Source organism: Streptomyces sp. NPDC006309, assembly GCF_040613095.1.
In the GTDB taxonomy this organism is placed as follows: Bacteria; Actinomycetota; Actinomycetes; order Streptomycetales; family Streptomycetaceae; genus Streptomyces.
Genome location: NZ_JBEXRO010000007.1, coordinates 210,455 through 236,048 on the forward strand (window position 1 = coordinate 210,455; position 25,594 = coordinate 236,048).

25 protein-coding genes are annotated in these 25,594 nt (G+C 71.3%); 16 read left to right on the forward strand and 9 right to left on the reverse strand.

Annotation, left to right across the window (positions count from 1 at the left end; all coding sequences use genetic code 11):
• Window positions 1–199 precede the first annotated feature (199 nt).
• Window positions 200–640 (reverse strand): methylmalonyl-CoA epimerase, encoded by a 441-nt coding sequence (mce, locus tag ABZ117_RS13155; protein ID WP_356820155.1) that lies wholly within the window; start codon window positions 638–640, stop codon window positions 200–202.
• Window positions 641–790: 150 nt separating this feature from the next.
• On the opposite strand from mce, the gene ABZ117_RS13160 reads away from it, so the two are divergent.
• The 3 genes from ABZ117_RS13160 (at window position 791) to ABZ117_RS13170 (ending at window position 4,501) form a co-directional block, all read left to right on the forward strand.
• Window positions 791–1,990, forward strand: coding sequence for an acetyl-CoA C-acetyltransferase (locus ABZ117_RS13160; RefSeq protein ID WP_356820157.1), 1,200 nt, complete (start codon window positions 791–793; stop codon window positions 1,988–1,990).
• Between the two features lie 50 nt (window positions 1,991–2,040).
• The gene (meaB, locus tag ABZ117_RS13165) at window positions 2,041–2,997 is read left to right on the forward strand and encodes a methylmalonyl Co-A mutase-associated GTPase MeaB (RefSeq protein ID WP_356820159.1); all 957 of its coding nucleotides are present in this window, start codon (window positions 2,041–2,043) and stop codon (window positions 2,995–2,997) included.
• A 148-nt stretch (window positions 2,998–3,145) separates the two neighbouring features.
• Window positions 3,146–4,501, forward strand: coding sequence for an MFS transporter (locus ABZ117_RS13170; protein WP_356820160.1), 1,356 nt, complete (start codon window positions 3,146–3,148; stop codon window positions 4,499–4,501).
• 1,126 nt (window positions 4,502–5,627) lie between these two features.
• On the opposite strand, the gene ABZ117_RS13175 is transcribed toward ABZ117_RS13170, so the two are convergent.
• The 4 genes from ABZ117_RS13175 to ABZ117_RS13190 form a co-directional block, all read right to left on the reverse strand.
• The gene (locus ABZ117_RS13175; protein WP_356820162.1) at window positions 5,628–6,104 is read right to left on the reverse strand and encodes a MarR family transcriptional regulator; all 477 of its coding nucleotides are present in this window, start codon (window positions 6,102–6,104) and stop codon (window positions 5,628–5,630) included.
• A gap of 92 nt (window positions 6,105–6,196) precedes the next feature.
• Window positions 6,197–6,958, reverse strand: a complete 762-nt coding sequence (locus tag ABZ117_RS13180; RefSeq protein WP_356820234.1) for an AIM24 family protein — start codon at window positions 6,956–6,958, stop codon at window positions 6,197–6,199.
• 44 nt (window positions 6,959–7,002) lie between these two features.
• Window positions 7,003–7,653 carry an AIM24 family protein gene (locus ABZ117_RS13185; RefSeq protein ID WP_356820164.1) on the reverse strand — a complete coding sequence of 217 codons (651 nt, stop codon included), beginning with the start codon at window positions 7,651–7,653 and terminating at the stop codon, window positions 7,003–7,005.
• 1 nt (window position 7,654) lies between these two features.
• Window positions 7,655–8,287 (reverse strand): AIM24 family protein, encoded by a 633-nt coding sequence (locus ABZ117_RS13190; RefSeq protein WP_356820236.1) that lies wholly within the window; start codon window positions 8,285–8,287, stop codon window positions 7,655–7,657.
• A gap of 154 nt (window positions 8,288–8,441) precedes the next feature.
• Here ABZ117_RS13190 and ABZ117_RS13195 point away from each other — a divergent pair, with 154 nt between their 5' ends.
• The 8 genes from ABZ117_RS13195 (at window position 8,442) to ABZ117_RS13230 (ending at window position 14,113) form a co-directional block, all read left to right on the forward strand.
• Window positions 8,442–8,783 (forward strand): DUF3817 domain-containing protein, encoded by a 342-nt coding sequence (locus tag ABZ117_RS13195; RefSeq protein WP_356820166.1) that lies wholly within the window; start codon window positions 8,442–8,444, stop codon window positions 8,781–8,783.
• Window positions 8,780–9,073, forward strand: a complete 294-nt coding sequence (locus tag ABZ117_RS13200) for an MTH1187 family thiamine-binding protein (RefSeq protein ID WP_356820168.1) — start codon at window positions 8,780–8,782, stop codon at window positions 9,071–9,073. The genes ABZ117_RS13195 and ABZ117_RS13200 overlap by 4 nt, the downstream gene beginning before the upstream one ends.
• 148 nt (window positions 9,074–9,221) lie before the next feature.
• Window positions 9,222–9,974 carry a hypothetical protein gene (locus ABZ117_RS13205; protein WP_356820238.1) on the forward strand — a complete coding sequence of 251 codons (753 nt, stop codon included), beginning with the start codon at window positions 9,222–9,224 and terminating at the stop codon, window positions 9,972–9,974.
• Window positions 9,971–10,651 (forward strand): DUF4166 domain-containing protein, encoded by a 681-nt coding sequence (locus ABZ117_RS13210; protein WP_356820169.1) that lies wholly within the window; start codon window positions 9,971–9,973, stop codon window positions 10,649–10,651. Before ABZ117_RS13205 ends, ABZ117_RS13210 begins: the two co-directional genes overlap by 4 nt.
• Complete coding sequence (locus tag ABZ117_RS13215; protein WP_356820171.1) at window positions 10,648–11,295, forward strand: TetR/AcrR family transcriptional regulator; 648 nt, start codon at window positions 10,648–10,650, stop codon at window positions 11,293–11,295. Before ABZ117_RS13210 ends, ABZ117_RS13215 begins: the two co-directional genes overlap by 4 nt.
• 84 nt (window positions 11,296–11,379) lie before the next feature.
• Window positions 11,380–11,889, forward strand: coding sequence for a MarR family transcriptional regulator (locus tag ABZ117_RS13220; protein WP_356820173.1), 510 nt, complete (start codon window positions 11,380–11,382; stop codon window positions 11,887–11,889).
• Window positions 11,890–11,932: 43 nt separating this feature from the next.
• Window positions 11,933–12,271 (forward strand): DUF3817 domain-containing protein, encoded by a 339-nt coding sequence (locus tag ABZ117_RS13225; protein WP_356820175.1) that lies wholly within the window; start codon window positions 11,933–11,935, stop codon window positions 12,269–12,271.
• A gap of 141 nt (window positions 12,272–12,412) precedes the next feature.
• Window positions 12,413–14,113: a methylmalonyl-CoA mutase family protein gene (locus ABZ117_RS13230; RefSeq protein ID WP_356820177.1), complete on the forward strand. Its 1,701-nt coding sequence runs from the start codon at window positions 12,413–12,415 to the stop codon at window positions 14,111–14,113.
• Between the two features lie 105 nt (window positions 14,114–14,218).
• Here the strand turns inward: ABZ117_RS13230 and ABZ117_RS13235 are convergent, their stop codons facing one another.
• Window positions 14,219–14,845 (reverse strand): TetR/AcrR family transcriptional regulator, encoded by a 627-nt coding sequence (locus ABZ117_RS13235; RefSeq protein ID WP_356820179.1) that lies wholly within the window; start codon window positions 14,843–14,845, stop codon window positions 14,219–14,221.
• A 210-nt stretch (window positions 14,846–15,055) separates the two neighbouring features.
• Between ABZ117_RS13235 and ABZ117_RS13240 the strand changes: the two genes are divergently transcribed.
• The 4 genes from ABZ117_RS13240 to ABZ117_RS13255 all read left to right on the forward strand — a co-directional run bounded on the left by ABZ117_RS13240 (window position 15,056) and on the right by ABZ117_RS13255 (window position 19,365).
• Complete coding sequence (locus tag ABZ117_RS13240) at window positions 15,056–16,027, forward strand: tetratricopeptide repeat protein (RefSeq protein WP_356820181.1); 972 nt, start codon at window positions 15,056–15,058, stop codon at window positions 16,025–16,027.
• Window positions 16,028–16,649: 622 nt separating this feature from the next.
• A complete protein-coding gene (locus ABZ117_RS13245) occupies window positions 16,650–17,291 on the forward strand; it encodes a DUF6230 family protein (protein WP_356820183.1) in 642 nt (213 codons plus the stop codon).
• A 120-nt stretch (window positions 17,292–17,411) separates the two neighbouring features.
• The gene (locus tag ABZ117_RS13250) at window positions 17,412–17,969 is read left to right on the forward strand and encodes a DUF6114 domain-containing protein (RefSeq protein WP_356820185.1); all 558 of its coding nucleotides are present in this window, start codon (window positions 17,412–17,414) and stop codon (window positions 17,967–17,969) included.
• Window positions 17,959–19,365, forward strand: a complete 1,407-nt coding sequence (locus ABZ117_RS13255) for a hypothetical protein (RefSeq protein WP_356820187.1) — start codon at window positions 17,959–17,961, stop codon at window positions 19,363–19,365. The genes ABZ117_RS13250 and ABZ117_RS13255 overlap by 11 nt, the downstream gene beginning before the upstream one ends.
• 166 nt (window positions 19,366–19,531) lie before the next feature.
• Here the strand turns inward: ABZ117_RS13255 and pyk are convergent, their stop codons facing one another.
• The 3 genes from pyk to pta form a co-directional block, all read right to left on the reverse strand.
• Window positions 19,532–20,959 carry a pyruvate kinase gene (gene pyk, locus ABZ117_RS13260; protein WP_356820188.1) on the reverse strand — a complete coding sequence of 476 codons (1,428 nt, stop codon included), beginning with the start codon at window positions 20,957–20,959 and terminating at the stop codon, window positions 19,532–19,534.
• A gap of 84 nt (window positions 20,960–21,043) precedes the next feature.
• On the reverse strand, window positions 21,044–22,255 hold the full coding sequence (locus tag ABZ117_RS13265) for an acetate kinase (protein ID WP_356820190.1): 1,212 nt from the start codon (window positions 22,253–22,255) through the stop codon (window positions 21,044–21,046).
• Window positions 22,252–24,342, reverse strand: a complete 2,091-nt coding sequence (gene pta, locus ABZ117_RS13270) for a phosphate acetyltransferase (RefSeq protein ID WP_356820192.1) — start codon at window positions 24,340–24,342, stop codon at window positions 22,252–22,254. The genes ABZ117_RS13265 and pta overlap by 4 nt, the downstream gene beginning before the upstream one ends.
• A 216-nt stretch (window positions 24,343–24,558) precedes the next feature.
• On the opposite strand from pta, the gene ABZ117_RS13275 reads away from it, so the two are divergent.
• Window positions 24,559–25,584 (forward strand): ATP-dependent 6-phosphofructokinase, encoded by a 1,026-nt coding sequence (locus tag ABZ117_RS13275; RefSeq protein WP_356820194.1) that lies wholly within the window; start codon window positions 24,559–24,561, stop codon window positions 25,582–25,584.
• The last annotated feature ends 10 nt before the right edge of the window (window positions 25,585–25,594 follow it).

Sequence of the window (25,594 nt, forward strand, 5' to 3'; positions counted from 1 at the left end):
CCCATCCGTCCCCTGGTCAGCTTCTGCAACGAGCCCCGTCCATCGGCCGGACGGGACCCCCGGGGAATGGTGTCAGATCAACGGCGGAGCACGGGCTGCCGCCCCGACGCTCGTCCCCCGAAACCCGGACCCCGGCATGCGGTCGCCCCCGGGTGCGGGGACGACCGCCCCCAACCCTACCGGCCCTTATGTACGGGGGTCAGTGCTCGGGCGACTCAACAGGGGCCGAAGTGACCAGTTCTGTCAGGACACCGTGGCAGTCCTTGGGGTGCAGGAAGGTGATCCGGGACCCCATGGAGCCGCGTCGTGGCTCCTCGTACAGCACGCGTACGCCCTTGCCGCGGATGTCGGCGGCGTCGCCGTCCACATCCGCCGTACCGAAAGCGATGTGGTGGACGCCCTCCCCGTTCTTCGCGAGCCACTTGCCGACCGCGGAGTCCTCGCGGGTCGGCTCCAGCAGCTGGAGGTAGGAGGCGCCGCCGTCCGACGTCTCGTTGATCTTGAGCATGGCCTCGCGCACGCCCTGTTCCTCGTTGACCTCGGTGTGGAACACCTCGAAGCCGTACGTGGCCCGGTAGAACTCGACAGTCGTGTCGAGGTCGTGGCAGGCGATCCCGATGTGGTCGATTCGCGTCAGCATGGATTCAGTGCAGCGCTCCCGGGGTGGTTACGCAACGTGCGCGCGATCACACCGACAGGCCGGTGACGGCGTGCTCACCGGCTCAGTACATTCGAAGTAAACCCTCGTTCACTCCTCGGCTGCTCGTCAGCTGGAAGGGGATCGCACCTCATGTCTTCTGGAACGACCAGCTCGGTGATCGTCGCGGGCGCACGTACGCCCATGGGGCGGCTGCTGGGCTCGCTGAAGTCCTTCTCCGGAGCCGACCTGGGCGGCTTCGCGATCAAGGCCGCCCTCGACCGTGCGGGGATCGGCGGCGACCAGGTGCAGTACGTGATCATGGGCCAGGTGCTGCAAGCCGGCGCGGGCCAGATCCCGGCCCGCCAGGCGGCGGTCAAGGCCGGCATCCCGATGAACGTCCCGGCGCTCACCATCAACAAGGTGTGCCTGTCCGGCCTCGACGCGATCGCGCTGGCCGACCAGCTGATCCGGGCCGGCGAGTTCGACATCGTCGTCGCCGGCGGCCAGGAGTCCATGACCAACGCCCCGCACCTGCTGCCGAACTCCCGCGAGGGCTTCAAGTACGGCGCCGTCGAGATGCTCGACGCGATGGCCCACGACGGCCTGACCGACTCCTTCGAGGGAATCGCCATGGGCGAGTCCACCGAGAAGCACAACACCCGGCTCGGCATCGGCCGCGCCGAGCAGGACGAGATCGCCGCCCTGTCCCACCAGCGGGCCGCCGCCGCGCAGAAGAACGGCCTGTACGAGGCCGAGATCACACCGGTGGAGATCCCGCAGCGCAAGGGCGACCCGGTGCTGTTCAGCAAGGACGAGGGCATCCGCGGCGACACCACCGCGGAGTCCCTGGGCAGGCTGCGCCCGGCCTTCGCCAAGGACGGCACCATCACCGCCGGCTCCGCCTCGCAGATCTCGGACGGTGCGGCGGCCGTGGTCGTGATGAGCAAGGCCAAGGCGGAGGAGCTGGGCCTCACGTGGCTCGCCGAGATCGGCGCCCACGGCAACGTGGCCGGCCCGGACAACTCCCTCCAGTCCCAGCCGTCCAACGCCATCCGCCACGCCCTGAAGAAGGAGGGCCTGGACGTCTCCGACCTCGACCTCATCGAGATCAACGAGGCCTTCGCCGCGGTCGCCGTGCAGTCAATGAAGGACCTCGGCGTGTCCACGGAAAAGGTGAACGTCAACGGCGGCGCCATCGCGCTCGGCCACCCGATCGGCATGTCGGGCGCCCGTCTCGTGCTCCACTTGGCGCTGGAGCTGAAGCGCCGCGGCGGCGGCGTCGGCGCGGCGGCGCTGTGCGGCGGCGGCGGCCAGGGTGACGCGCTGATCGTGCGGGTGCCGAGGGCCTGAGGTCCGGTAGGGCCGTGTTCCGGTACGTCGGTGAAGTGAACGGAGCTGTGATGCAGGACGTCGCCACGCTGGTCGCCCAGGCGAGAGAGGGCCGGCCGCGGGCCGTGGCCCGGCTGATCTCGCTGGTGGAGGGGGCGTCCCCGCAGCTCAGGGAGGTCATGGCGGCCCTGGCGCCGCTGACCGGCAACGCCTATGTGGTGGGCCTGACGGGCTCACCGGGCGTCGGCAAGTCCACCTCCACCTCCGCGCTCGTCACCGCGTACCGCAAGCAGGGCAGGCGGGTCGGCGTCCTGGCCGTCGACCCGTCCTCGCCGTTCTCCGGCGGCGCGCTGCTCGGCGACCGGGTCCGGATGTCGGAGCACGCCTCCGACCCCGGCGTCTACATCCGCTCGATGGCGACCCGCGGCCATCTCGGCGGCCTGGCCTGGGCGGCGCCCCAGGCCATCCGGGTGCTGGACGCGGCGGGCTGCGACGTGGTCCTGGTCGAGACCGTCGGCGTCGGCCAGTCGGAGGTCGAGATCGCCTCCCAGGCGGACACCTCCGTCGTCCTGCTGGCCCCCGGCATGGGCGACGGCATCCAGGCGGCGAAGGCCGGCATCCTGGAGATCGGTGACGTGTACGTCGTCAACAAGGCCGACCGGGACGGCGCCGACGCCACCGCCCGCGAGCTGAACCACATGCTGGGCCTGGGCGAGTCCCGTGGCCCCGGCGACTGGCGCCCGCCGATCGTCAAGACGGTCGCGGCCCGCGCCGAGGGCGTCGACGAGGTCGTGCAGGCCCTGGAGAAGCACCGGGCGTGGATGGAGGAACGCGGCGTCCTCGGCGAGCGCCGCCGGGCCCGCGCGGCCCACGAGGTGGAGACCATCGCCGTCACGGCACTGCGGGAACGCATCGGCGACCTGCACGGCGACCGCCGTCTCAGCGCCCTCGCCGAGCGGATCGTCACCGGCGAACTGGACCCGTACCGGGCGGCGGACGAGCTGGTCGCGGGCCTGACGCAGGGCTGACCCCTGCCGCCCCTGCCCCCGAACCGCTAGCCTGCTCCCCATGTCGTTCCTCCTCCTGGCGTAGAGCGCACCGGATGCGCGGTGACCGGCCACCGGCCACCGCCGCCCTCGGTGTCCCCTCTTCCGCCTCTTCCGGAGGAACGTCCGCGTGTCCACGCACCCTCCGCGGCCCTCGTACGCCGCCGTCCTGCGCGTCCCCCATGCGCGCCGCACCTTCACCGCCGCCCTGACCGCCCGCCTGTCCTACGGCACGGTCGGCCTGGCGCTGCTGCTGTCCGTCACCCGGGCCACCGGGTCCTACGCCGTCTCCGGCGCCGTGCTGGCCCTCTTCGGCGCCACGACCGTCTTCCTCATGCCGCTGCGGGCCGCGCTGATCGACCGCCACGGCCCGCGCCGGGCTCTGCTGCCCATGTCGGCGCTGTACGGCGCCCTGCTGTGCGTCCTCGCGGTCCTCACCTGGCGGCCCGGCGCACCGGCGCCGCTCATCGCCGTCTCCGTGGCCCTGGCCGGTGCGTGCGCGCCCCCGCTCGGTCCGACCATGCGCGCGCTGTGGTCCCGGCTGGTCGAGGACCGGGACCTGCTGCGGCGGGCCTACAGCCTCGACGGGGTCGCCGAGGAACTGCTGTTCGTCTCCGGCCCGGCGCTGGTCGGCGTCCTCGTGGGCTTCGCCCCGCCGGCCGCCGGCATCCTGCTCAGCGCGGTCCTGAACGTGGCCGGCACCTGCGTCTTCGTCAGGTCCCCGGCCCTGCCCGGCCCCTCTCCCGCTCCCGGCCGGCGTCGGCACGGCGGTCTGCGCCAGGCGCTGCCCCCGGTCGTCGTCGCCCTGGGCACGGGGCTCTCCCTGAGCGCCGTCGAACTGCTGGTAATGGCCTTCGCCACGGAACGCTCCTACGACACCGCACTCGTCCCCTGGGTGCTGGGCGCGCTCTCCGCGGGAAGCGCGCTGGGCGGACTGGCCCACGGGGCGGTGCGGTGGCGCGCGTCCACCCGCGTCCGCCTGTGCCGGTTCGCGGCGGGCCTCGGCCTGGTGCTCGTCCCGGCAGGTCTGGCGCCGGGCCTGTGGACGCTCACCGGGGCCATGCTCGTCGCGGGCGCGTTCGTCGCCCCGGCCCTGACGACGGCGTACCTCCTGGCCGACGAAACGGCCCCCGAGGGCGCTCGCACCCAGGCCGGGGCATGGGTGAACATGGGCGTGAACGCCGGTAGTTCGGCGGGAGCGCTGGTGGCCGGGCTGCTGGCCGGCCGGCTGTCCTCGGCGGTGTGCTTCGCCCTGGCGGGCGTCATCGCCCTCCTGTCCGCCCTGGCCGCGACCGGCCGCGCCACCTGGGCGGCGGGAACGGACACGGACTCCGCGAGGGAGGGCCCGGCAGAGGCGGAGACGGGTTCGGCCGGTACGGATCCGGCTGAGGCGGGCTCCACGCGAGCGCGCTGCGCCGGGAGGTCGCCAGCGCGAGCGAGCCGCGCGGAGGCGTCCACGGCGGAGACGGGATCAGCTGAGGCGTGACCAGCGGCAGCGGGTCCGGCCGGAGCGGGATCGGCCGGAGCGGGTTCGGCGGGGCCGGGGTCGGCGGAGGCGCGTCCGGCGGGAACGGGATGGGCGGCAGCGGGTCCGGGTGTCGCGGGCCCGGTGGGGCCGGGTCGCGTGGAGACGGGTTCGGCTGACGCGGGTCCGGCGGGGGTGGGTTCGGTGAGAGTGAGCCGCGGGGAGGGTGGAAGCGGGCTGCGTGAAGGTGGGCTCGGCGCAGGCTGGTTCGGCCGGCGCGGGTCCGGGTGTCGCGGGCCCGGTGGGGCCGGGGCGCGTGGAGACGGGTTCGGCTGACGCGGGTCCGGCGGGGGTGGGTTCCGCGGACGTGGGTTCGGTGAGAGCGAGCTGCTGGGAGGTGGCGCGGGCTGCGTGAAGGTGGCCTCGGCGCAGGCGGGTTCGGCCGGAGCGGGATCGGCGGGGCCGGTGTCCGTGGAGACGAGTTCGGCTGACGCGGGTCCGGCGGAGGTGGGGTCCCGTGGGGGTGGGTTCGCTGAGAGCGAGCCGCGGGGTGGTGGAAGCGGGCTCCGCGCGCGTCCGGCGGGAACGGGATCGGCGGCAACGGGTCCGGTCGGAGCGGGATCGGCGGGGCCGGTGTCCGTGGGGACGGGTTCCACGGAGGTGGGTTCGCTGAGAGCGCGCTGCGGGGAGGTGGGCTCCGCGCAGGCGGGTTCGTCCGGCGCGGGTCCGGGTGTCACGGGATCGGCGGGGCCGGGTTGCGTGGATACGGGTCCGGCCGAAGCGCGTCCGGTCGGAGCGGGACCGGCGGCAGCGCGTCCGGCCGGAGCGGGATCGGCGGGGCTCGGGTCAGCGGAGGCGTGGTCGGCCGGAGCGGGGTCGGTGGGGCCGGGATCAGCCGAGGCGCGGCCGGCGGGGCCAGGGTCAGCGGCAGCCCGGCCGGCGGGGCCGGGGGCAGCGGCAGCGCGTCCGGCGGAGCGGGACCGGTGGCGGCGAGCCGCGTGGATACGTGTCCGGTGGAAGCGGGAGCGGCCGGTTCGCCTGTGCGGTCCGCGGGTGCGCGGAAGCGGGTGCGGCGGCACCGCGATAGGAACGGGCCGCGCACCCCACCCTCCGCCCTGCTGTCACCCCCCTGAGTCTCCCGGGAGGCTCAGGGGCGTCCCCGCTGACCTCTCAGGTGCTCGGCGATCGGCCGGAGCGCCTTGTCCAGGTCGATCAGGGCATCCTGGGACAGCAGATCGATGAAGTGCCGCCGTACCGAGGACACGTGGTGCGGTGCGACCTTCTGCATCGTCTCCATGCCGTGCTCGGTCAGCACGGCGTACAGTCCCCGCCGGTCGGACTCGCAGTTCTCCCGGCGCACCAGATTCGCGTTCTCCATCCGCGTGATCTGGTGCGAGAGCCGGCTCTTGGACTGGAGGGTCGCGGAGGCGAGGTCGCTCATCCGCATCCGTACGTCGTCCGACTCGGACAGGTTCACCAGGATCTCGTAGTCGTTCATTGTCAGGCCGAACGGCTGGAGATCCTTCTCTAGCTGGTACGTCAACAGCCTGTTGACCTCCAGGTGGGTGCGCCAGGCGCACTGCTCCGCATCGGTCAGCCAGCGCGTGGCCGTCTCGGTCTCCATGAATGAAGTCTACCTAAGAAGTTGAATGGCGAACTAATTCGGATGGTGTGACTGTGCGCACGCGTTCGATGTCACACTCCGCAGACTACCGCTCACAGCCCGAAGCGACGCTGGAGGTCTCCGAGCTGTCCGGGAAGGCGCGGTGCGGCCGACGATTGCGGACCGTGCCCGGACGGTGTCACTCCGCCACCTCCGGGGACCCCCGGATCGGGCGGAACCGCCCCCGTGGCGACCTCGGCCATGAGGGTCTCCGTCGACTGCAGCAACACCGTCCCCGCGCCGGCGAACTCGAACTGGTGCTCCTCGCCGGAAACCCCGCCGAAGCCCGTCATCGCACGTAGACCGCCCAGTACACCCGTCAGATACCCGTGGTCGTAGTGATGGCACGGAGACGGGCAGTCGGCCCACCCGACGAGCGCCTGAGGGTCGACCCGGATCGGAGGTTCCATGAACACCACCGGCCCGTTAGATGCGGCCACGAACTTCCCGGTTCCGATAAGGGTCAGGAAACCCGGCACGATCGATTGTTTGAGCGCAAGAGTTGGCTGAAAAGCAAGCAGATTGCCCGCGCGAATGGTCAAGTTCCCGTCGTCCAGGTCGAAGGAGTTGACGTCGAAGGCCCGGTCGGCCAGCAGCATCTTCCCGGAGCCCGCCGCCACGACCCAGTCGCTCGCGTGCAGTGGCGAATGAAACGACGTACGGACAAGCCGGTCGAGTCGCCCGTGCCCGATGCCGTCGAACTCGATCGCCCCGTAGTAGGCGATCATCTTCCCCTTCTGGAGGAACCACTGGCCGCTCTTCAGCTCGACACAGAAGGTGTACGCGTTCACGTTGTCGTCGGCGGGCAGCGTCATCGGGTCGTACACGACCGGCCCGTCGCCCGCCGTTGCGTGGGTGCTCACAGCTTCTCCTCCGATGCCTGGACGTAGACCGTGCCGCTGCCGCTCAGCTCCAGCTGGAAGGCCTCACCGGAACCCCGGCCCACCATGTCGCGCCAGCCGAGCGCGGTGGACAGTCTGTTGCGGACCTCGCCGTGGTGGGCGACGTAGGCCTGCGGGTCCACATGGACCGGGCGCTCGGGGGTGACCGGGAGCGCGAAGACGCCGCCGTGCGCCATCACGGCCACCGAGCCGTGCCCCTGGAGGGTCGTCGTGAACAGGCCCTGCCCGGTGACCTGGCCGCGCACCAGGCCCATCACCCCGCCCTGGGCGCCCATGAACATCGTGCCCTGCCGCAGCGTGCCCTCGAAGGCGAGCAACCGGTCGGCCTCCACGTACAGCGTGTCGCCGGTGAGGCCGATGACGTGCACGTGATGACCGCCGTGCCCGAAGAACACCGTGCCACTGCCCTCCACGGTCATCAGCGGGGTCGCCTCGCCGGCCACCCGGCGCCCGATCATGGACATCACCCCGCCCTGGCCGCCCTGGACGCTGGGCGTGAAGGCCACGTCCCCCTTGTAGGCGAGCATCGCCCCGCGCTGGCTGAACAGCCGCCGCCCCGGCAGCACGGTCGCCTCGACCATCTTGGAGTTGATCTCCCGGAACGTCATCTCACAGGTCCCCCGCGATCGTGTTGCGCTCGCTCGGCTGCACGTACACCAGGCCGTCGCCCTCGAAGCGGATCTGGAAGGCTTCGCCGCCGCCCTCCCCGAGGAGGGTGCGGAACGTCACACCGGACTGGAAGGACTGCCGCAACTCGCCCTGGTGGGCGACGTAGGCGCCCGGGTCCACGGCCAGCGGGTACTGCGGGGTGACCCGGAGCACGACCGCCGGCCCGTCCGAGAGGATCGCCGCCTGGCCGTGCCCCTCCACGGTCGTCGTGAACAGCCCGGTGCCCTGCGAGGCGCCGCGCAGGCCCGTGAAGGTCGTGCCCGTCCGCAGCCGGCTGTCCGTCGCCAGCAGGTTGCCCGACTCGACGTACAGCTTGTCGCCCCGCAGGGCGACCAGGTTGATCTCGGAGGCCCGGTCCGCCAGCCAGCAGGTCCCGTGCCCTCTCACCTCCATCACCGTCATCTGCTCGCCGGTGAGCCGCCGGGTCACCATCCCGCGCAGCCCCTCGCCGCCACCACTCAGCTTCTTGAAGGTCATCCGCCCGTCGTACGCGACCATCGAGCCGTTCTTCGCCTTCACGGCGTCATCGGTCATGTCGACGGCGAGCACCTTGCTCCCCTGGAGCCGGAACATCGCCACGCTGCGAAAGTAGCCGCCGGGCGGGTGGACCGAACAGGGCCTATGGGTGGACACCCACCCTGGCCGGACCCCTAGGGGCGCCGTTTGCCACAATGGGGGGACGCTTGTGCGTGCGTTCACAAACGATTACTCCCATCGAAGGTGACCCGTGGACATCAAGACCGCCACCGCCCTCCGCCGTCTCCGCCTGGTCTCGGCCCCTGAGGCCGTGTCCTTCCTGGTCCTGCTCCTGTGCTCGGTGCTGAAGCGGACCACGGACTTCAACGCGGTCCCCGTCATGGGCGCGATCCACGGCGTCCTCTTCGTGCTGTACGTCCTCTTCTGGGCGGACGCCTGGAACCGCACCAAGTGGCCGCTCGGGACCGCCGCCCTCTACTTCGTCCTCTCGGTGCTGCCCACCGGCGGCTTCTTCGCCGAGCGCAAGCTGCGCCGCGAGGCCGAGGACGCCGTCATCGCCGCCCGCGCCCGCCGCGAAGGAGTGAACGCATGATCGTCGCCTTCTCCGTGACGCCCCTCGGTGTCGGCGAGGACGTGGGGGAGTACGTCGCCGACGCCGTCCGCGTGGTCCGCGCCTCGGGCCTGCCTCATCGCACCGACGCCATGTTCACCTCCGTCGAGGGGGAGTGGGACGAGGTCATGGACGTCGTCAGGCGCGCCGTCGCCGCCGTCGAGCGGCGCGCGCCGCGCGTCTCGCTCGTCCTCAAGGCGGACATCCGGCCCGGTGTGACCGACGGACTGACCTCCAAGGTCGAGACCGTCGAGCGGCACCTGGCGCGGTAACCCCGCCCTCCCCGCGCACACCCACCCCGGCCCGCACCGGCCGGGGTTTTTCGTGCACAGGGGTTTGAGCGATCGCTCAAAGAGCGGTACGTTCAGCGGCAGACGGTTTGAGCGGTCGCTCAAACACCATGCTGACGTGGGGGAACACATGGGTCTGTACCTAGAGACGCACATCCGCGCCGATCTCGAAGAGCTATGGGCCCGCACTCAGGACCCGGCGTCTCACCAGCGCTGGGACCTGCGCTTCACCGAGATCCACCACCTCCCGCGCACGGAGGGCGAGCCGCAGCGCTTCCGCTACGCCACCCGCGTGCTGCCGTTCCTCACCGTCTCCGGCACCGGGGTCGCGGCCGGCGAACGGGAGCGCCCCGACGGCACCCGGACCTCCGCCCTGCGCTTCTCCTCCCCGCACCCCCTGTCACTGATCGCCGAGGGCAGCGGCTACTGGCGCTACGTGCCCGACGCCCACGGCGTCCGTTTCCTCACCGGCTACGACTACCGCCCCCGCTGGGGAGCCCTCGGCACCCTCGCCGACCGCCTGTTCCTGCGTCCGCTCATGGGCTGGGCGACCGCCTGGTCCTTCGACCGCCTCCGGCTCTGGCTGGAGCGGGGCATCACCCCCGAGCGCGCCCTCGTCCACTGGCTCGCCGAACTCACGGTCCGCACGCTGCTGCTCGCCCTGTGCCTGACCGGACTCGGGCAGGGCGCCCTCCCCGGCCCGCTCGGCCCCCTCACGGACGCCATGGCCTACCTGTGCCCGCTGCTGCTGGTCGTCGGCGTCTCCCTCGCCCTGTTCAAGGCCCCGCTCGCCGGGACCCCGGCCGCCCGGCGCTGCCTGCGCGCCCCCGCCACGCGCACCCGGGCACCCCGTCTCCTGCGCACCCTGGAGAAGCACGGATGACGTCGATCTTCCAGAGCGTGCTGGGCGCCGACTTCGACCGCCTCCACCCCGCGCTGCGCCGCCGCTTCTCGGTGGGCCTGGCGAGCGGTGAGGCCTGCACGGGCCGGGGCGTGATGGACCGGATCTGGCACGGCCCGGCGTTCGTGCGGCCGTTCCTGGCCCTGGGCGCCGTACGCAACATCCTGGTCCCCCGGGCCGGCCGGAACATCCCGTTCGTCATCGAGAACGTGCCCTACGCCGACACCTTCGGCCGTGAGACGGTGAGCTTCGTGCGCACCTTCGACCTGCCCGGCCGCACCCGCCGCTTCGACGCGCAGATGGTGCTGAGCCCCCGGGGCGACCGGATCCTCGACTACCTCGGCACCCACCAGCACCTCGCCAGCGACCTGCACCTGCGTGCCGAACCCGACGGTTCGCTGCTCATCCGCTCGGGCGAGCACCGGTTCCGGGAGGGCCCGGTGGACGTCCGCGTCCCCGAGATCATCGGCGCCACGGCCGAGGTGCGGGAGTCCTACGACGAGGCGGCCGGCCGCTTCCGCATCCGGGTCCGGGTGGTGAACCGGTACGCCGGGCCGCTCTTCGGCTACGAGGGATCCTTCACGGCGTCGTACACGGATGTACGCGTCCACGGGGTGCGGCCCGGGCTGCGGCCGGTGCGGGAGGAGGCGCGCGCATGAGCCCGGAGACGGCGAAGGCGCAGGAGACCAAGTCGAAGCTGCTGGAGGGTGCCCTGCGGACGCTCACCGACCAGGGCATCGCCAGGACGTCGGCGCGGACGGTGGCGGCTGCGGCCGGAGTCAATCAGGCGCTGGTCTTCTACCACTTCGGATCGGTGGACGAACTGCTCGCCGCGGCCTGCCGGTACGGGGCGGAGAAGGCCGTGGCCGGCTACCGGGAACGGCTCGCCGGTGTCTCCTCCCTGTCCGAGCTGCTCACTCTCGGGCGGGAGATCCACGAGCGGGAACGGGCCGGGGGGCATGTGGCCCTGCTCGGCCAGCTGCTGGCCGGGGCGCCGACGCACCCCGCGCTGGGACCGGCCACCGCCGACGGGCTGCGGCTGTGGATCACCGAGATCGAGCGGGTGCTCACCCGTCTGCTCGCTCCGACGCCGTTAGGCGAGTTCGTCGACCCGGCGGGCCTGGCACGGGCGGTCGCGGCGTCCTTCGTCGGGATCGAGCTGTACGAGGGGGTCGACGACCAGGGCGCGCACGCGGCGCTCGGCGCGCTGGAGCAGCTCGGCGCGCTGGTGGCCGCGCTGGAGGACCTCGGGCCGGTGGCACAGCGGGCGGTACGGCACCGCTTGCGGCGGTCCGGACGCTGAGGCGCAGACGACATTCCGGGCCCGGGTGACCGAAAGCCGAGACGGAGCTGACCGGCATATGACCGGCCGGTAGGGTCTGACGACGTGCCGAAGCCTCTCAGCCTTCCGTTCGACCCCATCGACCGCGCCGACCAGCTCTGGAAGCAGCGCTGGGGAAACGTGCCGTCCATGGCCGCGATCACGTCGATCATGCGGGCGCAGCAGATCCTGCTCGCCGAGGTGGACGCGGTGGTCAAGCCGTACGGGCTGACGTTCGCCCGGTACGAGGCACTGGTACTGCTCACCTTCTCCAAGGCCGGTGAGCTGCCGATGTCCAAGATCGGCGAGCGGCTGATGGTGCACCCCACGTCGGTGACGAACACCGTCGACCGGCTGGTGCGGTCGGGGCTGGTCGCCAAGCGGCCCAACCCCAACGACGGCCGCGGGACCCTCGCCGTCATCACCGACAAGGGCCGCGAGGTGGTCGACGCGGCCACCCGCGACCTGATGGCCATGGACTTCGGACTCGGCGTGTACGACGCGGAGGAGTGCCAGGAGATCTTCGCGATGCTCCGGCCCCTGCGGATCGCGGCGCGTGACTTCGACGAGGAGTGACCCGGGGCAAGATCTCCCGGAACGGGTGGTTACGCTCGACTCCATGAAAAAGAGCGTGCTGACCCGCTACCGCGTCATGGCCTACACCACCGGCGTCCTGCTGGTGCTGCTGTGCCTGAGCATGATCGCGAAGTACGGGCTGGGCGTCGACGGTGCCGCCGACTTCACCCGGGTCGTCGCCATCGCCCACGGCTGGCTGTACGTCGTCTACCTGATCTTCGCCTTCGACCTGGGCTCCAAGGCGAAGTGGCCGGTCGGCAAGCAGCTGTGGGTGCTGCTCGCGGGCACCATTCCGACGGCCGCCTTCTTCGTCGAGCGGAAGATCAGCCGCGAGCTGGACGCCCAGGTCGGCGACCGCGCCCCTGCCGTCGCCAAGGCGTAGCGCACCGCGGACCATGGCGTGGCGCCCCGCGCACCGGGGCGCGGCGCGCCCCGCACCGAGACATGGCGCACACCGCCGTACGGCTGCCGTACGGCGGCCAGCCATCGACATTTACTAGGACGTCCTAGTAAATTCAAGGGTATGGACGCTCACGCCATCGAGGAGGGCCGCCGTCGCTGGCAGGCCCGCTACGACGCCGCGCGCAAGCGCGACGCGGACTTCACCACGCTCTCCGGCGACCCCGTGGAGCCGGTGTACGGGCCCCGCCCGGGCGACACGTACGAGGGTTTCGACCGGATCGGCTGGCCCGGGGAGTACCCCTTCACGCGCGGGCTCCACCCGACCGGCTACCGCGGCCGTACCTGGACGATCCGCCAGTTCGCCGGGTTCGGCAACGCCCAGCAGACCAACGAGCGGTACAAGATGATCCTCGCCGCCGGCGGCGGGGGCCTGTCCGTCGCCTTCGACATGCCGACGCTGATGGGCCGCGACTCCGACGACCCGCGCTCGCTCGGCGAGGTCGGGCACTGCGGGGTCGCCATCGACTCGGCCGCCGACATGGAGGTGCTGTTCAAGGACATCCCGCTCGGGGACGTCACGACCTCCATGACCATCAGCGGGCCCGCCGTGCCCGTCTTCTGCATGTACCTGGTCGCCGCCGAGCGCCAGGGCGTCGATCCGGGCGTGCTCAACGGAACGCTCCAGACCGACATCTTCAAGGAGTACATCGCCCAGAAGGAGTGGCTCTTCCAGCCGGAGCCCCATCTGCGGCTGATCGGCGACCTGATGGAGCACTGCGCGGCGGGCATCCCGGCGTACAAGCCGCTGTCCGTCTCCGGCTACCACATCCGCGAGGCCGGGGCCACGGCCGCGCAGGAACTGGCGTACACGCTCGCGGACGGCTTCGGGTACGTCGAACTGGGCCTCAGCCGCGGACTGGACGTCGACGTCTTCGCACCCGGCCTGTCCTTCTTCTTCGACGCGCACGTCGACTTCTTCGAGGAGATCGCCAAGTTCCGGGCCGCCCGGCGCATCTGGGCGCGCTGGATGCGGGACGTGTACGGCGCGAAGAGCGACAAGGCGCAGTGGCTGCGCTTCCACACCCAGACCGCCGGCGTCTCGCTGACCGCGCAGCAGCCCTACAACAACGTGGTGCGTACGGCCGTGGAGGCGCTGGCCGCCGTGCTCGGCGGGACCAACTCGCTGCACACCAACGCCCTGGACGAGACCCTGGCCCTGCCCAGCGAGCAGGCGGCCGAGATCGCCCTGCGCACGCAGCAGGTGCTGATGGAGGAGACCGGGGTCGCCAACGTGGCCGACCCGCTGGGCGGCTCCTGGTACGTCGAGCAGCTGACCGACCGGATCGAGGCGGACGCGGAGAAGATCTTCGAGCAGATCAGGGAGCGGGGCCTGCGGGCCCACCCGGACGGGCGGCACCCGATCGGCCCGATCACCTCCGGCATCCTGCGCGGCATCGAGGACGGCTGGTTCACCGGTGAGATCGCCGAGTCGGCGTTCCGCTACCAGCAGTCCCTGGAGAAGGGCGACAAGCGGGTCGTGGGCGTCAACGTCGCCACCGGCTCGGTGACCGGAGACCTGGAGATCCTGCGCGTCAGCCACGAGGTGGAGCGGGAGCAGGTGCGGGCGCTCGCCGGACGCAAGGCCGCGCGCGACGAGGCGGTGGTGCGCGGCGCCCTGGACGGCATGCTGGCCGCCGCCCGCTCCGGCGCCAACATGATCGAACCGATGCTGGACGCCGTACGCGCGGAGGCGACGCTGGGCGAGATCTGCGGCGTACTGCGCGACGAGTGGGGCGTGTACACGGAGCCCCCGGGCTTCTGACGAGCCCGTTCCCGCCACACTGCCCGCCGGCCCGACAGCCGGCGGGCAGTGCGGCGTCGGCACGCGATGCCGGCCCGCGGGATCCGCCCGCGGCGACGACACGGCCTAGTCGTCCCCCGGGGCCTCCGCCAAGCCGTGGAGCAGGACCCGGGTGAAGCTGTGGACCCATTCCCCGTCCGCCGGTTTGCCGCTCACCAGGGTGCGGTGGACGACCGCGCCGGCCACCACGTCGAAAATCAGGTCGACGGTGCGGGCGGACTCCCGCGGATCGGGTTCCGGGGGGAGTTCGCCGCGCTGCTGTGCCCGGGCGCGGCCCTCCAGGACCAAGCGCATCTGACGGTCCACGATGGAGGCGCGGATGCGTTCGCGCAGGGCGTCGTCGCGGGTGGACTCGGCGATCACCGCCATCAGGCCGCTCTTCGCCTCGGGCCGGGCGAGGATGGCCGCGAACTGGAGGACGACGCCCTCGATGTCGTCGGCGAGGCTGCCGCAGTCGGGCAGCCGCAGTTCGTCGAAGAGTTCCGCGACGGCGTCCACGACGAGTTCGTTCTTGCCGGCCCAGCGACGGTAGAGCGTGGTCTTCGCGACCCCCGCGCGCGTGGCGACGTCCCCCAGCGTGAGCTTGGACCAGCCGAGGTCGACGAGAACCTCCCGGGTCGCGGCCAGGATCGCGGCGTCCGCGGTGGCGCTGCGCGGGCGTCCGGGACGGCCGGCGGGGGTGCGGCTCTGCATGTCATCGACCATAACCGGCGGATCCTGTGGTGCCGTGAGGGAGATCACCGGGGCGGGGTGTCGCCGGCCGCCCCGATGGCATTACGCTACGGGTCGTAGCGAAAGCTCGTGCGGGACGTACACGGGCGACGACCACGGGCGTGGGGTGGGGACCCGGCGCCGCTACGACGCATTTTTCGTTCCGGCGCGGGATCGGGGGAGGATAGACGCATGCAGCCACGGAACATGTCCATGAGCGGAGTCGTCGACCTCGCCGCGGTGAAGGCGGCCCAAGAGGCCAAGGCCAAGGCCGAGCAGGCGCGCGCCGAAGCCGCCCGACGGGGCGGGACGGGGGCCGTCTCGCCGGCCGACCTCGTCATCGACGTCGATGAGGCGGGCTTCGAGCGCGACGTCCTCCAGCGCTCCGCCGAAGTACCCGTCGTCATCGACTTCTGGGCCGAGTGGTGTCAGCCCTGCAAGCAGCTGAGCCCGGTCCTGGAGCGGCTGGCCGTCGAGTACAGCGGGCGCTTCCTCCTCGCCCGGATCGACGTCGACGCCAACCAGATGCTGATGCAGCAGTTCGGGATCCAGGGCGTCCCGGCCGTCTTCGCGGTCGTCGCCGGGCAGGCGCTGCCGCTGTTCCAGGGGGCGGCCGACGAGCAGCAGATCCGGCAGACGCTGGACCAGCTGGTGGCGGTCGCCGAGGAGCGCTTCGGCCTGACCGGTCTGACCGTCGACCCGGACGCCGAGCCGGGCGGTGCCCCGCAGACGGCTCCCACGGCGGGGCCGTACGACGCGGCCCTGAACGCCGCCGCGCTGGCGCTGGACGCCGGCGACCTGGGCGGGGCCGTCCAGGCCTACCGCAACGTGCTGGCCGACGACCCGGCCCACCCCGAGGCCCTGCTCGGTCTCGCGCAGGCCGAGTTGCTGCAGCGGGTGCAGGGTATGGATCCGCAGAAGGTCCGTCAGGAGGCGGCCGAGAGGCCGTCGGACGTACAGGCGCAGATCGCCGCCGCCGACCTGGATCTGGTCGGCGGACACGTCGAGGACGCCTTCGGCCGGCTGATCCAGACCGTGCAGCGCACGGCGGGTGACGACCGGGACGCGGCACGGGTCCGGCTGCTCGAGCTGTTCGAGGTGGTGGGTCCGGAGGACCCGCGGGTGATCGGGGCGCGCCGCGCGCTGGCGCGTGCGCTGTTCTGACCAGTCGCTAAACGCCACGGCGTGTGATGCCGGGGTCAAAGGTTCGCCGACGAGCCGCCGCAGTGACCGCGCTTTGCCAAAACTTGGCAATCGCGGTCACTGTTACTCCGAGTAAGACAAGGCCGTTGATCTGTCTGGGTTCGTCCAGGGATCAACGGTTTTTCGCGTCCCCCGGCCGCCACCGAGTGTCGCGGTCCGAGACCGGTCGGTCGTCCTCCGGTTATCCAGCCGTTACTAGCCAGTAACGAACCCCCTTGTGCCCGGGCCGAGAATGCACCACGATCGGCGACGCTCGGTCCATTCCCACCCCCGGCATCCGGCCGGGACACGGGAGACTCTGGGTCCCCACCGAGCAGAGCCGGCGGCAGTGGCGCCGGCTCTCGGGCAGGGGGGTCTTCGCCGGTCGGCGAAGCCTGTCCAGCAGGGTTGTGCGTGATGCGTGTCAGGCGCGACCAGTGGTTGTCGCTCGGGGGTGATCGCCGGTGATTCGGGCGCGGTTCGCGCCTCCGAGTGCGGGCGCTCTCCTTTCCGAGGACGTAGCACTTCTCCCATCCCTGCCTGGCTGAGCCACCGTCCGGGGGCGTGGCCGGGCCAGGAGATGTACGTCCGAGAAGGAGGAAATATGGAGTCCCAGGTGCGTGGCGGGACCAGATGGAAGCGGTTCGCTGTGGTCATGGTGCCCAGCGTCGCCGCTACGGCAGCGATAGGCGTCGCCCTCGCACAGGGCGCGCTGGCTGCGTCGTTCAGTGTGTCGGGCCAGGAGTTCAAGGTGCGCGCCGACAAGCTCGTCGGCCAGGGCTTCACCCAGTACGGCTCGCTGGACACGGGTAAGGGCCTCGACGGCAAGGACGCGGCGCACCCGGTGGCGGTCTCGGCCTTCGAGACGGCGAGCATCACCAACATGTGTCAGTCGGTGGTCACTCCGGTGCCGTTCCTGAACAAGGAGATCACCCTCAAGCTCACCGCGGGCAACAAGGGCAAGGACGTCGAGGCGTCGAAGCTGTACATCGACGTCGCCAACCTCGACGCCGACCAGGCCGTGTTCGACAACATGGACATCGGCGTCGCGGCCGGCAGCGCCAAGGGCCCCAAGCCCAAGGCCGATGAGAAGACCAGCCCGTTCGGGTTCGCCCAGCAGGCCGACACGGCCACGCTGACCGGCGTGCGCCAGACGGCGTGGGCGACCACCGCCGGCACCTTCACCCTGTCCAACCTGCACATGGGGCTGGAGTGGGGCAGCGGCGCGGGACACGAGTGCTACTAGGCGCTTGATGGCGGGCGGGGAAGCCACCGGTTTCCCCGCCCGGCCTCTCGGCCCGCACCCCCGACCGCTCCACCCAGCACCACATCACCAGAGCAACGCCGCACCAGGGAGCTGTTTTCCATGAGCGCCGAGACTTCTGCCGCCCCCGGCCAGTTCACCCGCCGTAGGTCGCAGTTCCGCGCCTGGCGGGGCAACCGCCCGTTCTGGGCGGGCCTGTACGTCTTGCTCGGCGGCCTGCCGATCATGTACTTCCCGTACGCGCACCTCAAGCTGGGCGCGCTCACGGTGGCGATGTCGACCACCGCGGGAGCCGGGTCCCTGATCATCGGCGTGCTCCTCGTCGTCCTGGGTCTGACCCTGTGGTTCCAGCAGCACGTCCGGGTGTTCGCCGGTGTCGCCGCGATCCTGCTGGCACTGGTGTCGCTCCCGGTCTCCAACTTCGGCGGCTTCATCGTCGGCTTCCTGCTCTCGCTGTTCGGCGGGGCCATGGCGATCGCCTGGGCCCCGGCCAAGTCCGGGCCGCAGCCGCCGGCTCAGGCGGACGACGACGCACCCGTGGAGACGGCGCCGGAGGTGGCCCACGGGTCGCCCGAGACGGCCCACGGGTTCAGCGAGGCGAACGACCTGTCAGGAACGAGCCCGGCCAACGGGGCGAACGGGAGGCACAGTGCCGGCTGACGAGGTGATCCGCGGGACCGACGCGGACGGGTCCCGTGAGAGAACCGGGCCACGCCACGCGGCCCCCAAGAGGACGCTGTTCACCAGGTTCCACATGCCTGCCGGCAAGGCGATAGCGTCCGTGGCGATGCCGACCGCGGTGCTCATGGGCTTCGGATACACGTCCTCGCTCGCCCTCGCCGCCAACGGCCATCCGTCCCCGTCCACCAGCCAGCAGGCCGAGGACTACAAGGACTGCCTGAAGGTCCTGGGCGACTCCAAGGACCCGTCCGCCTCGCCGTCGCCGTCGCCGTCCGCATCGGCATCGGCATCGGAGAGTACGTCCGCGACGCCGTCCCCCACCGCGAGCGCCGGCGCCGGCAAGACGGACACGAAGGCGCCGGACCACACGAAGGCCCCGGGCAAGACCTCTTCGCCGGATTCAGGTTCCGGCGACAAGGCCACACCCGAGCCGACCGCGACGTCCTCCGGTTCCGGTACGGGTTCCGGTTCCGGCGGTGACACGCCGACGCCGACCGCGTCGCAGACGCAGAGCGGCGTCGGGGGCGTCCTCGGCACCATCGGTGACACGGTCGGTGACATCCTCACCGGCGGTCACAAGGACTCCGGCACGGCGACCGCGACCCCGACGCCCTCCGCGTCCCCGTCGTCCGCCCCGGACACCGGTTCATCGGAGTCCGGTTCGTCCTCACCGGCAGGCGGCAGCGCCACCGACACCGTCAAGGACACGGCCGAGAAGGCCACCGACACGGTGAAGGGCACGGTCGACAAGGCCACCGACCCCGTGAAGGACACGGCCGAGAAGGCCACCGACACCGTCAAGGACACGACCGCCAAGGCCGGTGACGCCGCCAGGAACGCAGGGGACGCCACCGCGTCGGCCACGCCCAGCCCGTCCGCCAGCTCCAGCACGTCCCCGGACGACTGCCCGGCGGCCACCGACAAGGTCGGCGGTGTCGACAACGGCATTCTGGTGGCGGACGATCCCTGGTACCTGGAGGCCAGTTCTCTGACGCTGAACGGCGCCGACTACCAGGGCGTCGTGGAGGTGAAGACGGCGAGCGGAACCACGAAGAAGGTGCTCAAGTACGTCATCTCCGGCGGCACCAAGATCGTGGACCTTCACCAGATCGTCAAGGACAAGCAGTCGGGCAAGACGTACCACGTGCAGAGCGCCAAGGGTGGCGAGTCCACCATCGAGGGCGGCAAGACCACGATGTACACCGAGAGCATCTCGGGCAACCTGCTCGGCCTCATCCCCGTGACGTTCACCCCCGACAACCCGCCGCCCCTGAACATCCCGTGGATCCTGTTCACCCACGTCAAGGTGGTTCAGGCGGCCCAGTTCGGCGGCACCCTGACCATCCCGGGCATGCGCCAGTACACGACCGACTGAGCGGTCGCACGAACCCATCCGGGAGCCGCAACACCGTGGCCCGGTCCTCCGCTCGCGGAGGGCCGGGCCACGACCTTCGGTGACGACGCCCCGGCCCGACGAAGCCGGGGGGCGCCCCCTGGAACAGGAGGCGCCCCCCGGCGTCGTACGAGCCCGTGCCGGACGGTCAGTTGCCCTGGCCGCCGATGTGGTGGACGCGGATCATGTTGGTGGTGCCGGGGACCCCGGGGGGCGAGCCGGCGGTGATGATGACGGTGTCGCCCGCGTCGAAGCGGCCCAGCCTGGCGACCTCCTGGTCCACCAGGTCGACCATCTCGTCGGTGGTGTTCACGAACGGCACGACGTGGGACTCGACGCCCCAGCTGAGGGTCAGCTGGTTGCGGGTCGACTCGTCCGTGGTGAAGGCGATGATCGGCTGGATCGCGCGGTAGCGGGACAGCCGGCGCGCGGTGTCACCGGACTGGGTGAAGGCGACCAGGCCCTTGCCGCCGAGGAAGTCGGCGATCTCGGCGGCCGCGCGGGCCACCGAACCGCCCTGCGTGCGCGGCTTCTTGCCCGGCACCAGCGGCTGGAGGCCCTTGGAGAGCAGTTCCTGCTCGGCCGCCATGACGATCTTCGACATGGTCTTGACCGTCTCGACCGGGTACGCGCCCACGCTGGACTCGGCGGACAGCATGACCGCGTCGGCGCCGTCCAGGATCGCGTTGGCCACGTCGGAGGCCTCGGCGCGGGTCGGACGGGAGTTGGTGATCATCGACTCCATCATCTGGGTCGCCACGATCACCGGCTTGGCGTTGCGCCGGCACAGCTCGATCAGGCGCTTCTGCACCATGGGGACCTTCTCGAGCGGGTACTCGACGGCGAGGTCACCGCGGGCGACCATCACGGCGTCGAACGCCGCGACGACGTCCTCCATGTTCTCGACCGCCTGCGGCTTCTCCACCTTGGCGATGACGGGGACGCGGCGGCCCTCCTCGTCCATGACGCGGTGGACGTCCTGGATGTCCTTGGCGTCCCGGACGAAGGACAGGGCGACCATGTCGCAGCCCATGCGGAGGGCGAAGCGCAGGTCCTCGACGTCCTTCTCGCTCAGCGCGGGCACGTTGACGGCCGTGCCGGGCAGGTTGATGCCCTTGTGGTCGGAGACGACGCCGCCCTCGATGACGATCGTCCGGACCCGGGGGCCCTCGACGTCCAGGACCTTCAGCTCGACGTTGCCGTCGTTGATCAGGACCTGGTCGCCGCGCGAGACGTCGCCCGGCAGCCCCTTGTACGTCGTGCCGCACAGGTGCTTGTCGCCCGGCACGTCCTCGGTCGTGATGACGAACTCGTCGCCGCGCTCCAGCTCGACCGGGCCCTCGGCGAAGGTCTCCAGACGGATCTTGGGGCCCTGGAGGTCGGCGAGGACGCCGATGGGGCGGCCGGTCTCCTTGGACGCGGCCCGGACGCGGTCGTACCGCGCCTGGTGCTCGGCCTGGGAGCCGTGGCTGAAGTTGAACCGGGCCACGTTCATGCCCGCCTCGATCATGGCGACGAGCATCTCGTGGGAGTCGACCGCGGGGCCGAGAGTACAGACGATTTTCGAACGGCGCATGGAGCGATCCTATCGGTTTGTTTCGCTACGGAATATTCCGTCTGGTGGAAGATACAAATGAGTGGGGCACCGCTCAGGTGCTATTCAGTTGTGCTTTCCGACCAGTGCGTAGGTCTGCGTCGCGATCTCCAGTTCCTCGTCCGTCGGGACCACGGCCACCGCCACCCGGGCGGACTCCGGCGAGATCAGCCGCGGCCCGTCGCCGCGGACGGCGTTGCGCTCCGGGTCGACGGCCAGGCCCAGGCTCTCCAGGCCCGCCACCGCCGCCGCGCGCACCGGTGCCGCGTTCTCGCCGACCCCGGCGGTGAACGCCACCGCGTCCACCGTGCCGAGGACGGCGTAATAGGCGCCGATGTACTTCTTGAGCCGGTGAATGTAAATGTCGAAGGCGAGAGCGGCCTCTTCGTCGCCCTCGTCGATCCGGCGGCGGATCTCCCGCATGTCGTTGTCCCCGCACAGACCGAACAGACCGCTTCTCTTGTTGAGAAGAGTGTCGATCTCCTCCATGGACATTCCGCCGACACGCGCCAAATGGAAGATGACGGCCGGGTCCAGATCACCGGATCGCGTACCCATCACGAGCCCCTCCAAGGGCGTCAGTCCCATGGAGGTGTCCACGCAGCGGCCCTTCTCGACCGCGGACGCCGAGGCGCCGTTGCCCAGGTGCAGCACGATCACGTTGACCTCGGACGGGTCCTTGCCCAGCAGCCGTGCCGTCCGGCGGGAGACATAGGCGTGGGAGGTGCCGTGGAAGCCGTAGCGGCGGATGCGGTGGCGGTCGGCGATCCTCGGGTCGATGGCGTAGCGCGCCGCCGACTCCGGCATCGTGGTGTGGAACGCGGTGTCGAACACGGCGACCTGGGGCAGGTCGGGGCGCAGGGCCCGCGCGGTGCGGATGCCGGTGAGGTTGGCCGGGTTGTGCAGCGGGGCGACCGGGATGAGCCGTTCGATCTCGGTGAGCACCTCGTCGTCGATGACGGTGGGCTCGGTGAAGAACAGACCGCCGTGCACCACCCGGTGCCCGATCGCGGCCAGCTCGGGGGAGTCCAGGCCGAGGCCGTCCCGGCTCAGCTCGCCGGCGACGGCCTTGAGGGCGGCGTCGTGGTCGGCGATCGGGCCGCTGTGCTCGCGGGTCTCGCCGGTGCCGAGGCGGGTGTGCCGGAGCCGGGAGGTCTGCTCGCCGATGCGCTCGACCAGGCCCGCCGCGAGCCGGCTGCTGTCCCGCATGTCCAGCAGCTGGTACTTCACCGAGGACGAGCCGGAGTTCAGGACGAGGACGCGGGTGGGGTTGCTCACTGCTCGGGTGCCTTCTCGTCGAGGTTCTGGGCCTGGATGGCCGTGATGGCGACGGTCGTGACGATGTCCTGGACGAGGGCGCCCCGGGACAGGTCGTTGACCGGCTTGCGCAGGCCCTGGAGCACCGGGCCGACGGCGATCGCGCCGGCCGAGCGCTGCACGGCCTTGTAGGTGTTGTTGCCGGTGTTGAGGTCGGGGAAGATCAGCACGCTGGCCTGCCCGGCGACCTCGGAACCCGGCAGCTTGGTGGCCGCGACGGACGGCTCCACGGCCGCGTCGTACTGGATCGGCCCCTCGGTCTTCAGGTCGGGCCGCCTGCCGCGGACCAGCTCGGTGGCCGCGCGCACCTTGTCGACGTCGGCGCCCGAACCGGACGTACCGGTGGAGTACGACAGCATCGCGATCCGCGGCTCCACGCCGAACTGGGCGGCCGTGGCGGCCGACTGGACGGCGATGTCCGCGAGCTGCTCGGCGTCCGGGTCGGGGTTGACCGCGCAGTCGCCGTAGACCAACACCTTGTCGGCCAGGCACATGAAGAACACCGACGAGACGATGGACGCGTCCGGCCGGGTCTTGATGATCTCGAAGGCCGGCCGGATGGTGGCGGCCGTGGAGTGCACCGAGCCGGAGACCATGCCGTCGGCCAGGCCCTCCTGGACCATGAGGGTGCCGAAGTAGTTGACGTCGGAGACGACGTCGTGGGCCAGTTCCACCGTGACGCCCTTGTGGGCGCGCAGCGCCGCGTACTTCTCGGCGAAGGCGTCGCGCAGCTCGGAGGTGGCGGGGTCGATCAGCTGGGTGTCGCCGAGGTCGATGCCGAGGTCGGCGGCCTTCTTGCGGATCTGGTCGACCGGGCCGAGCAGGGTCAGGTCGCACACGCCCCGGCGCAGCAGCACCTCGGCCGCGTGCAGCACCCGCTCCTCGGTGCCCTCGGGCAGGACGACCCGCCGCTTGTCGGAGCGGGCCTGCTCCAGGAGCTTGTGCTCGAACATCATCGGGGTGACCCGGTCGCTGCTGGGTGCCGAGACCCGGCGGGCCAGGCCGGCGGTGTCGGCGTAGCGTTCGAACAGACCGAGCGCGGTCTCCGCCTTGCGCGGGGTGGCCGCGTTCAGCTTGCCCTCCAGGGAGAACAGCTGCTCGGCGGTGGGGAAGCTGTTGCCGGAGACCGAGATCACCGGGGTGCCCGGGGCGAGGCGGGCGGCGAGGGTGAGGATCTCGTCGCTCGGCACCTCGTTCAGGGTGAGCAGCACGCCGGCTATCGGCGGGGTGCCGGCGCTGTGCGCGGCCAGCGAGCCGACGACCAGGTCGGCGCGGTCCCCGGGGGTGACGACCAGGCAGCCCGGGGTCAGGGCGCCCAGGAAGTTGGGCAGCATCGCGCCGCCGAAGACGAAGCCCAGCGCGTCCCGGGCCAGGCCGGAGTCGTCACCGAGCAGCACCCGGGCGCCGAGGAACTGGGCGATCTGCGCGACCGTCGGCGCGGACAGCGCCGGCTCGTCGGGGAGCACGTACGTGGGGACCGGCAGCCGGTCGGCGAGCCGCTCGGCGATCCCGTCGCGGTCCTCGCGGGTCACCCGGTTGGCGACCATGGCGAGGACGTCGCAGCCGAGGCCGTCGTAGGCGCGGAAGGCGTTGCGGGTCTCGGCCAGCACGGCCTCGGCCGGCTGCCGGCGGCCGCCCACCACCGGGATCACCGAGGCGCCGAACTCGTTGGCGAGCCGGGCGTTCAGGGACAGCTCGTCCGGCAGCTGGGTGTCGGCGTAGTCGGTGCCGAGGACCAGGACGACGTCGTAGTCCCGGGCCACCAGGTGGAAGCGGTCGACGAGGGCGGAGACCAGCTCGTCGGTGCCCTGTTCGGCCTGGAGCGCGGACGCCCGGGGGTAGTCCATGCCGTAGACGGTCGCCGGGTCCTGCGTGAGGCGGTAGCGCGCCCGCAGCAGCTCGAAGAGACGGTCGGGACCGTCGTGGACGAGCGGACGGAACACGCCCACCCGGTCGACCTGCCGGGTCAGCAGCTCCATGACCCCCAGTTCCACGACCTGACGGCCGTCACCTCGGTCGATCCCGGTCACGTACACGCTGCGCGTCACGTGTCCACTCCGTTCCTTCTCTCGTGTCCGCCGTGTCTGTCGCGTCGTCGGCGTAAAAGTCGGCGGCATAAAAATCGCTCACCGAGGTGAGCAGAACCCTCTTGACAATACCCCCGCTGCCGGATAAGGCGCCCGTCAAGACCTCTCCTGCCCCGCGGACGTGAAAGAATCGGCATCGGCTCCCCGGTACCGACAGCGAGCAGGAGACACAGCACGATGCGCATCGGAGTTCTCACCGCAGGTGGCGACTGCCCCGGCCTGAACGCCGTGATCCGGTCGGTCGTGCACCGTGCCGTGGCGCAGTACGGCGACGAGGTCATCGGTTTCGAGGACGGTTACCGGGGTCTGCTGGACCGCCACTACCGCGCCCTCGACCTGGACGCGGTCAGCGGCATCCTGGTCCGCGGCGGCACCATCCTCGGCTCCTCCCGCCTGGAGCGCGACCGGCTGCGCGAGGCCTGCGAGCGGGCCACCGACATGGTCGAGGAGTTCGGCATCGACGCGCTGATCCCGATCGGCGGCGAGGGCACCCTGACGGCGGCCCGCATGCTCTCCGACGCCGGCCTCCCGGTCGTCGGCGTGCCCAAGACCATCGACAACGACATCTCCTCCACCGACCGCACCTTCGGCTTCGACACCGCCGTCGGCGTGGCCTCCGAGGCCATGGACCGGCTGAAGACCACCGCCGAGTCCCACCAGCGGGTGATGGTCGTCGAGGTCATGGGCCGGCACGCCGGCTGGATCGCCCTGGAGTCCGGCATGGCCGCGGGCGCCCACGGCATCTGCCTGCCCGAGCGGCCCTTCGACCCGGCCGACCTGGTCAAGATGGTCGAGGAGCGGTTCGCCCGCGGCAAGAAGTTCGCCGTCATCTGCGTCGCCGAGGGCGCGCACCCCGCCGAGGGCACCATGGACTACGGCAAGGGCGCCATCGACCAGTACGGCCACGAGCGCTTCCAGGGCATCGGCACCGCCCTCGCCTACGAGCTGGAGCGGCGCCTGGGCAAGGAGTCCAAGCCGGTCATCCTCGGCCACGTCCAGCGCGGCGGTGTCCCCACCGCGTACGACCGTGTCCTCGCCACCCGGTTCGGCTGGCACGCCGTCGAGGCCGCGCACCGCGGTGACTTCGGGCGGATGACCGCGCTGCGCGGCACCGACATCCTCATGGTGCCGCTCGCGGAGGCGGTCACCGAGCTGAAGACGGTGCCGAAGGACCGCATGGACGAGGCCGAGTCGGTCTTCTAGAGCCGTTCGC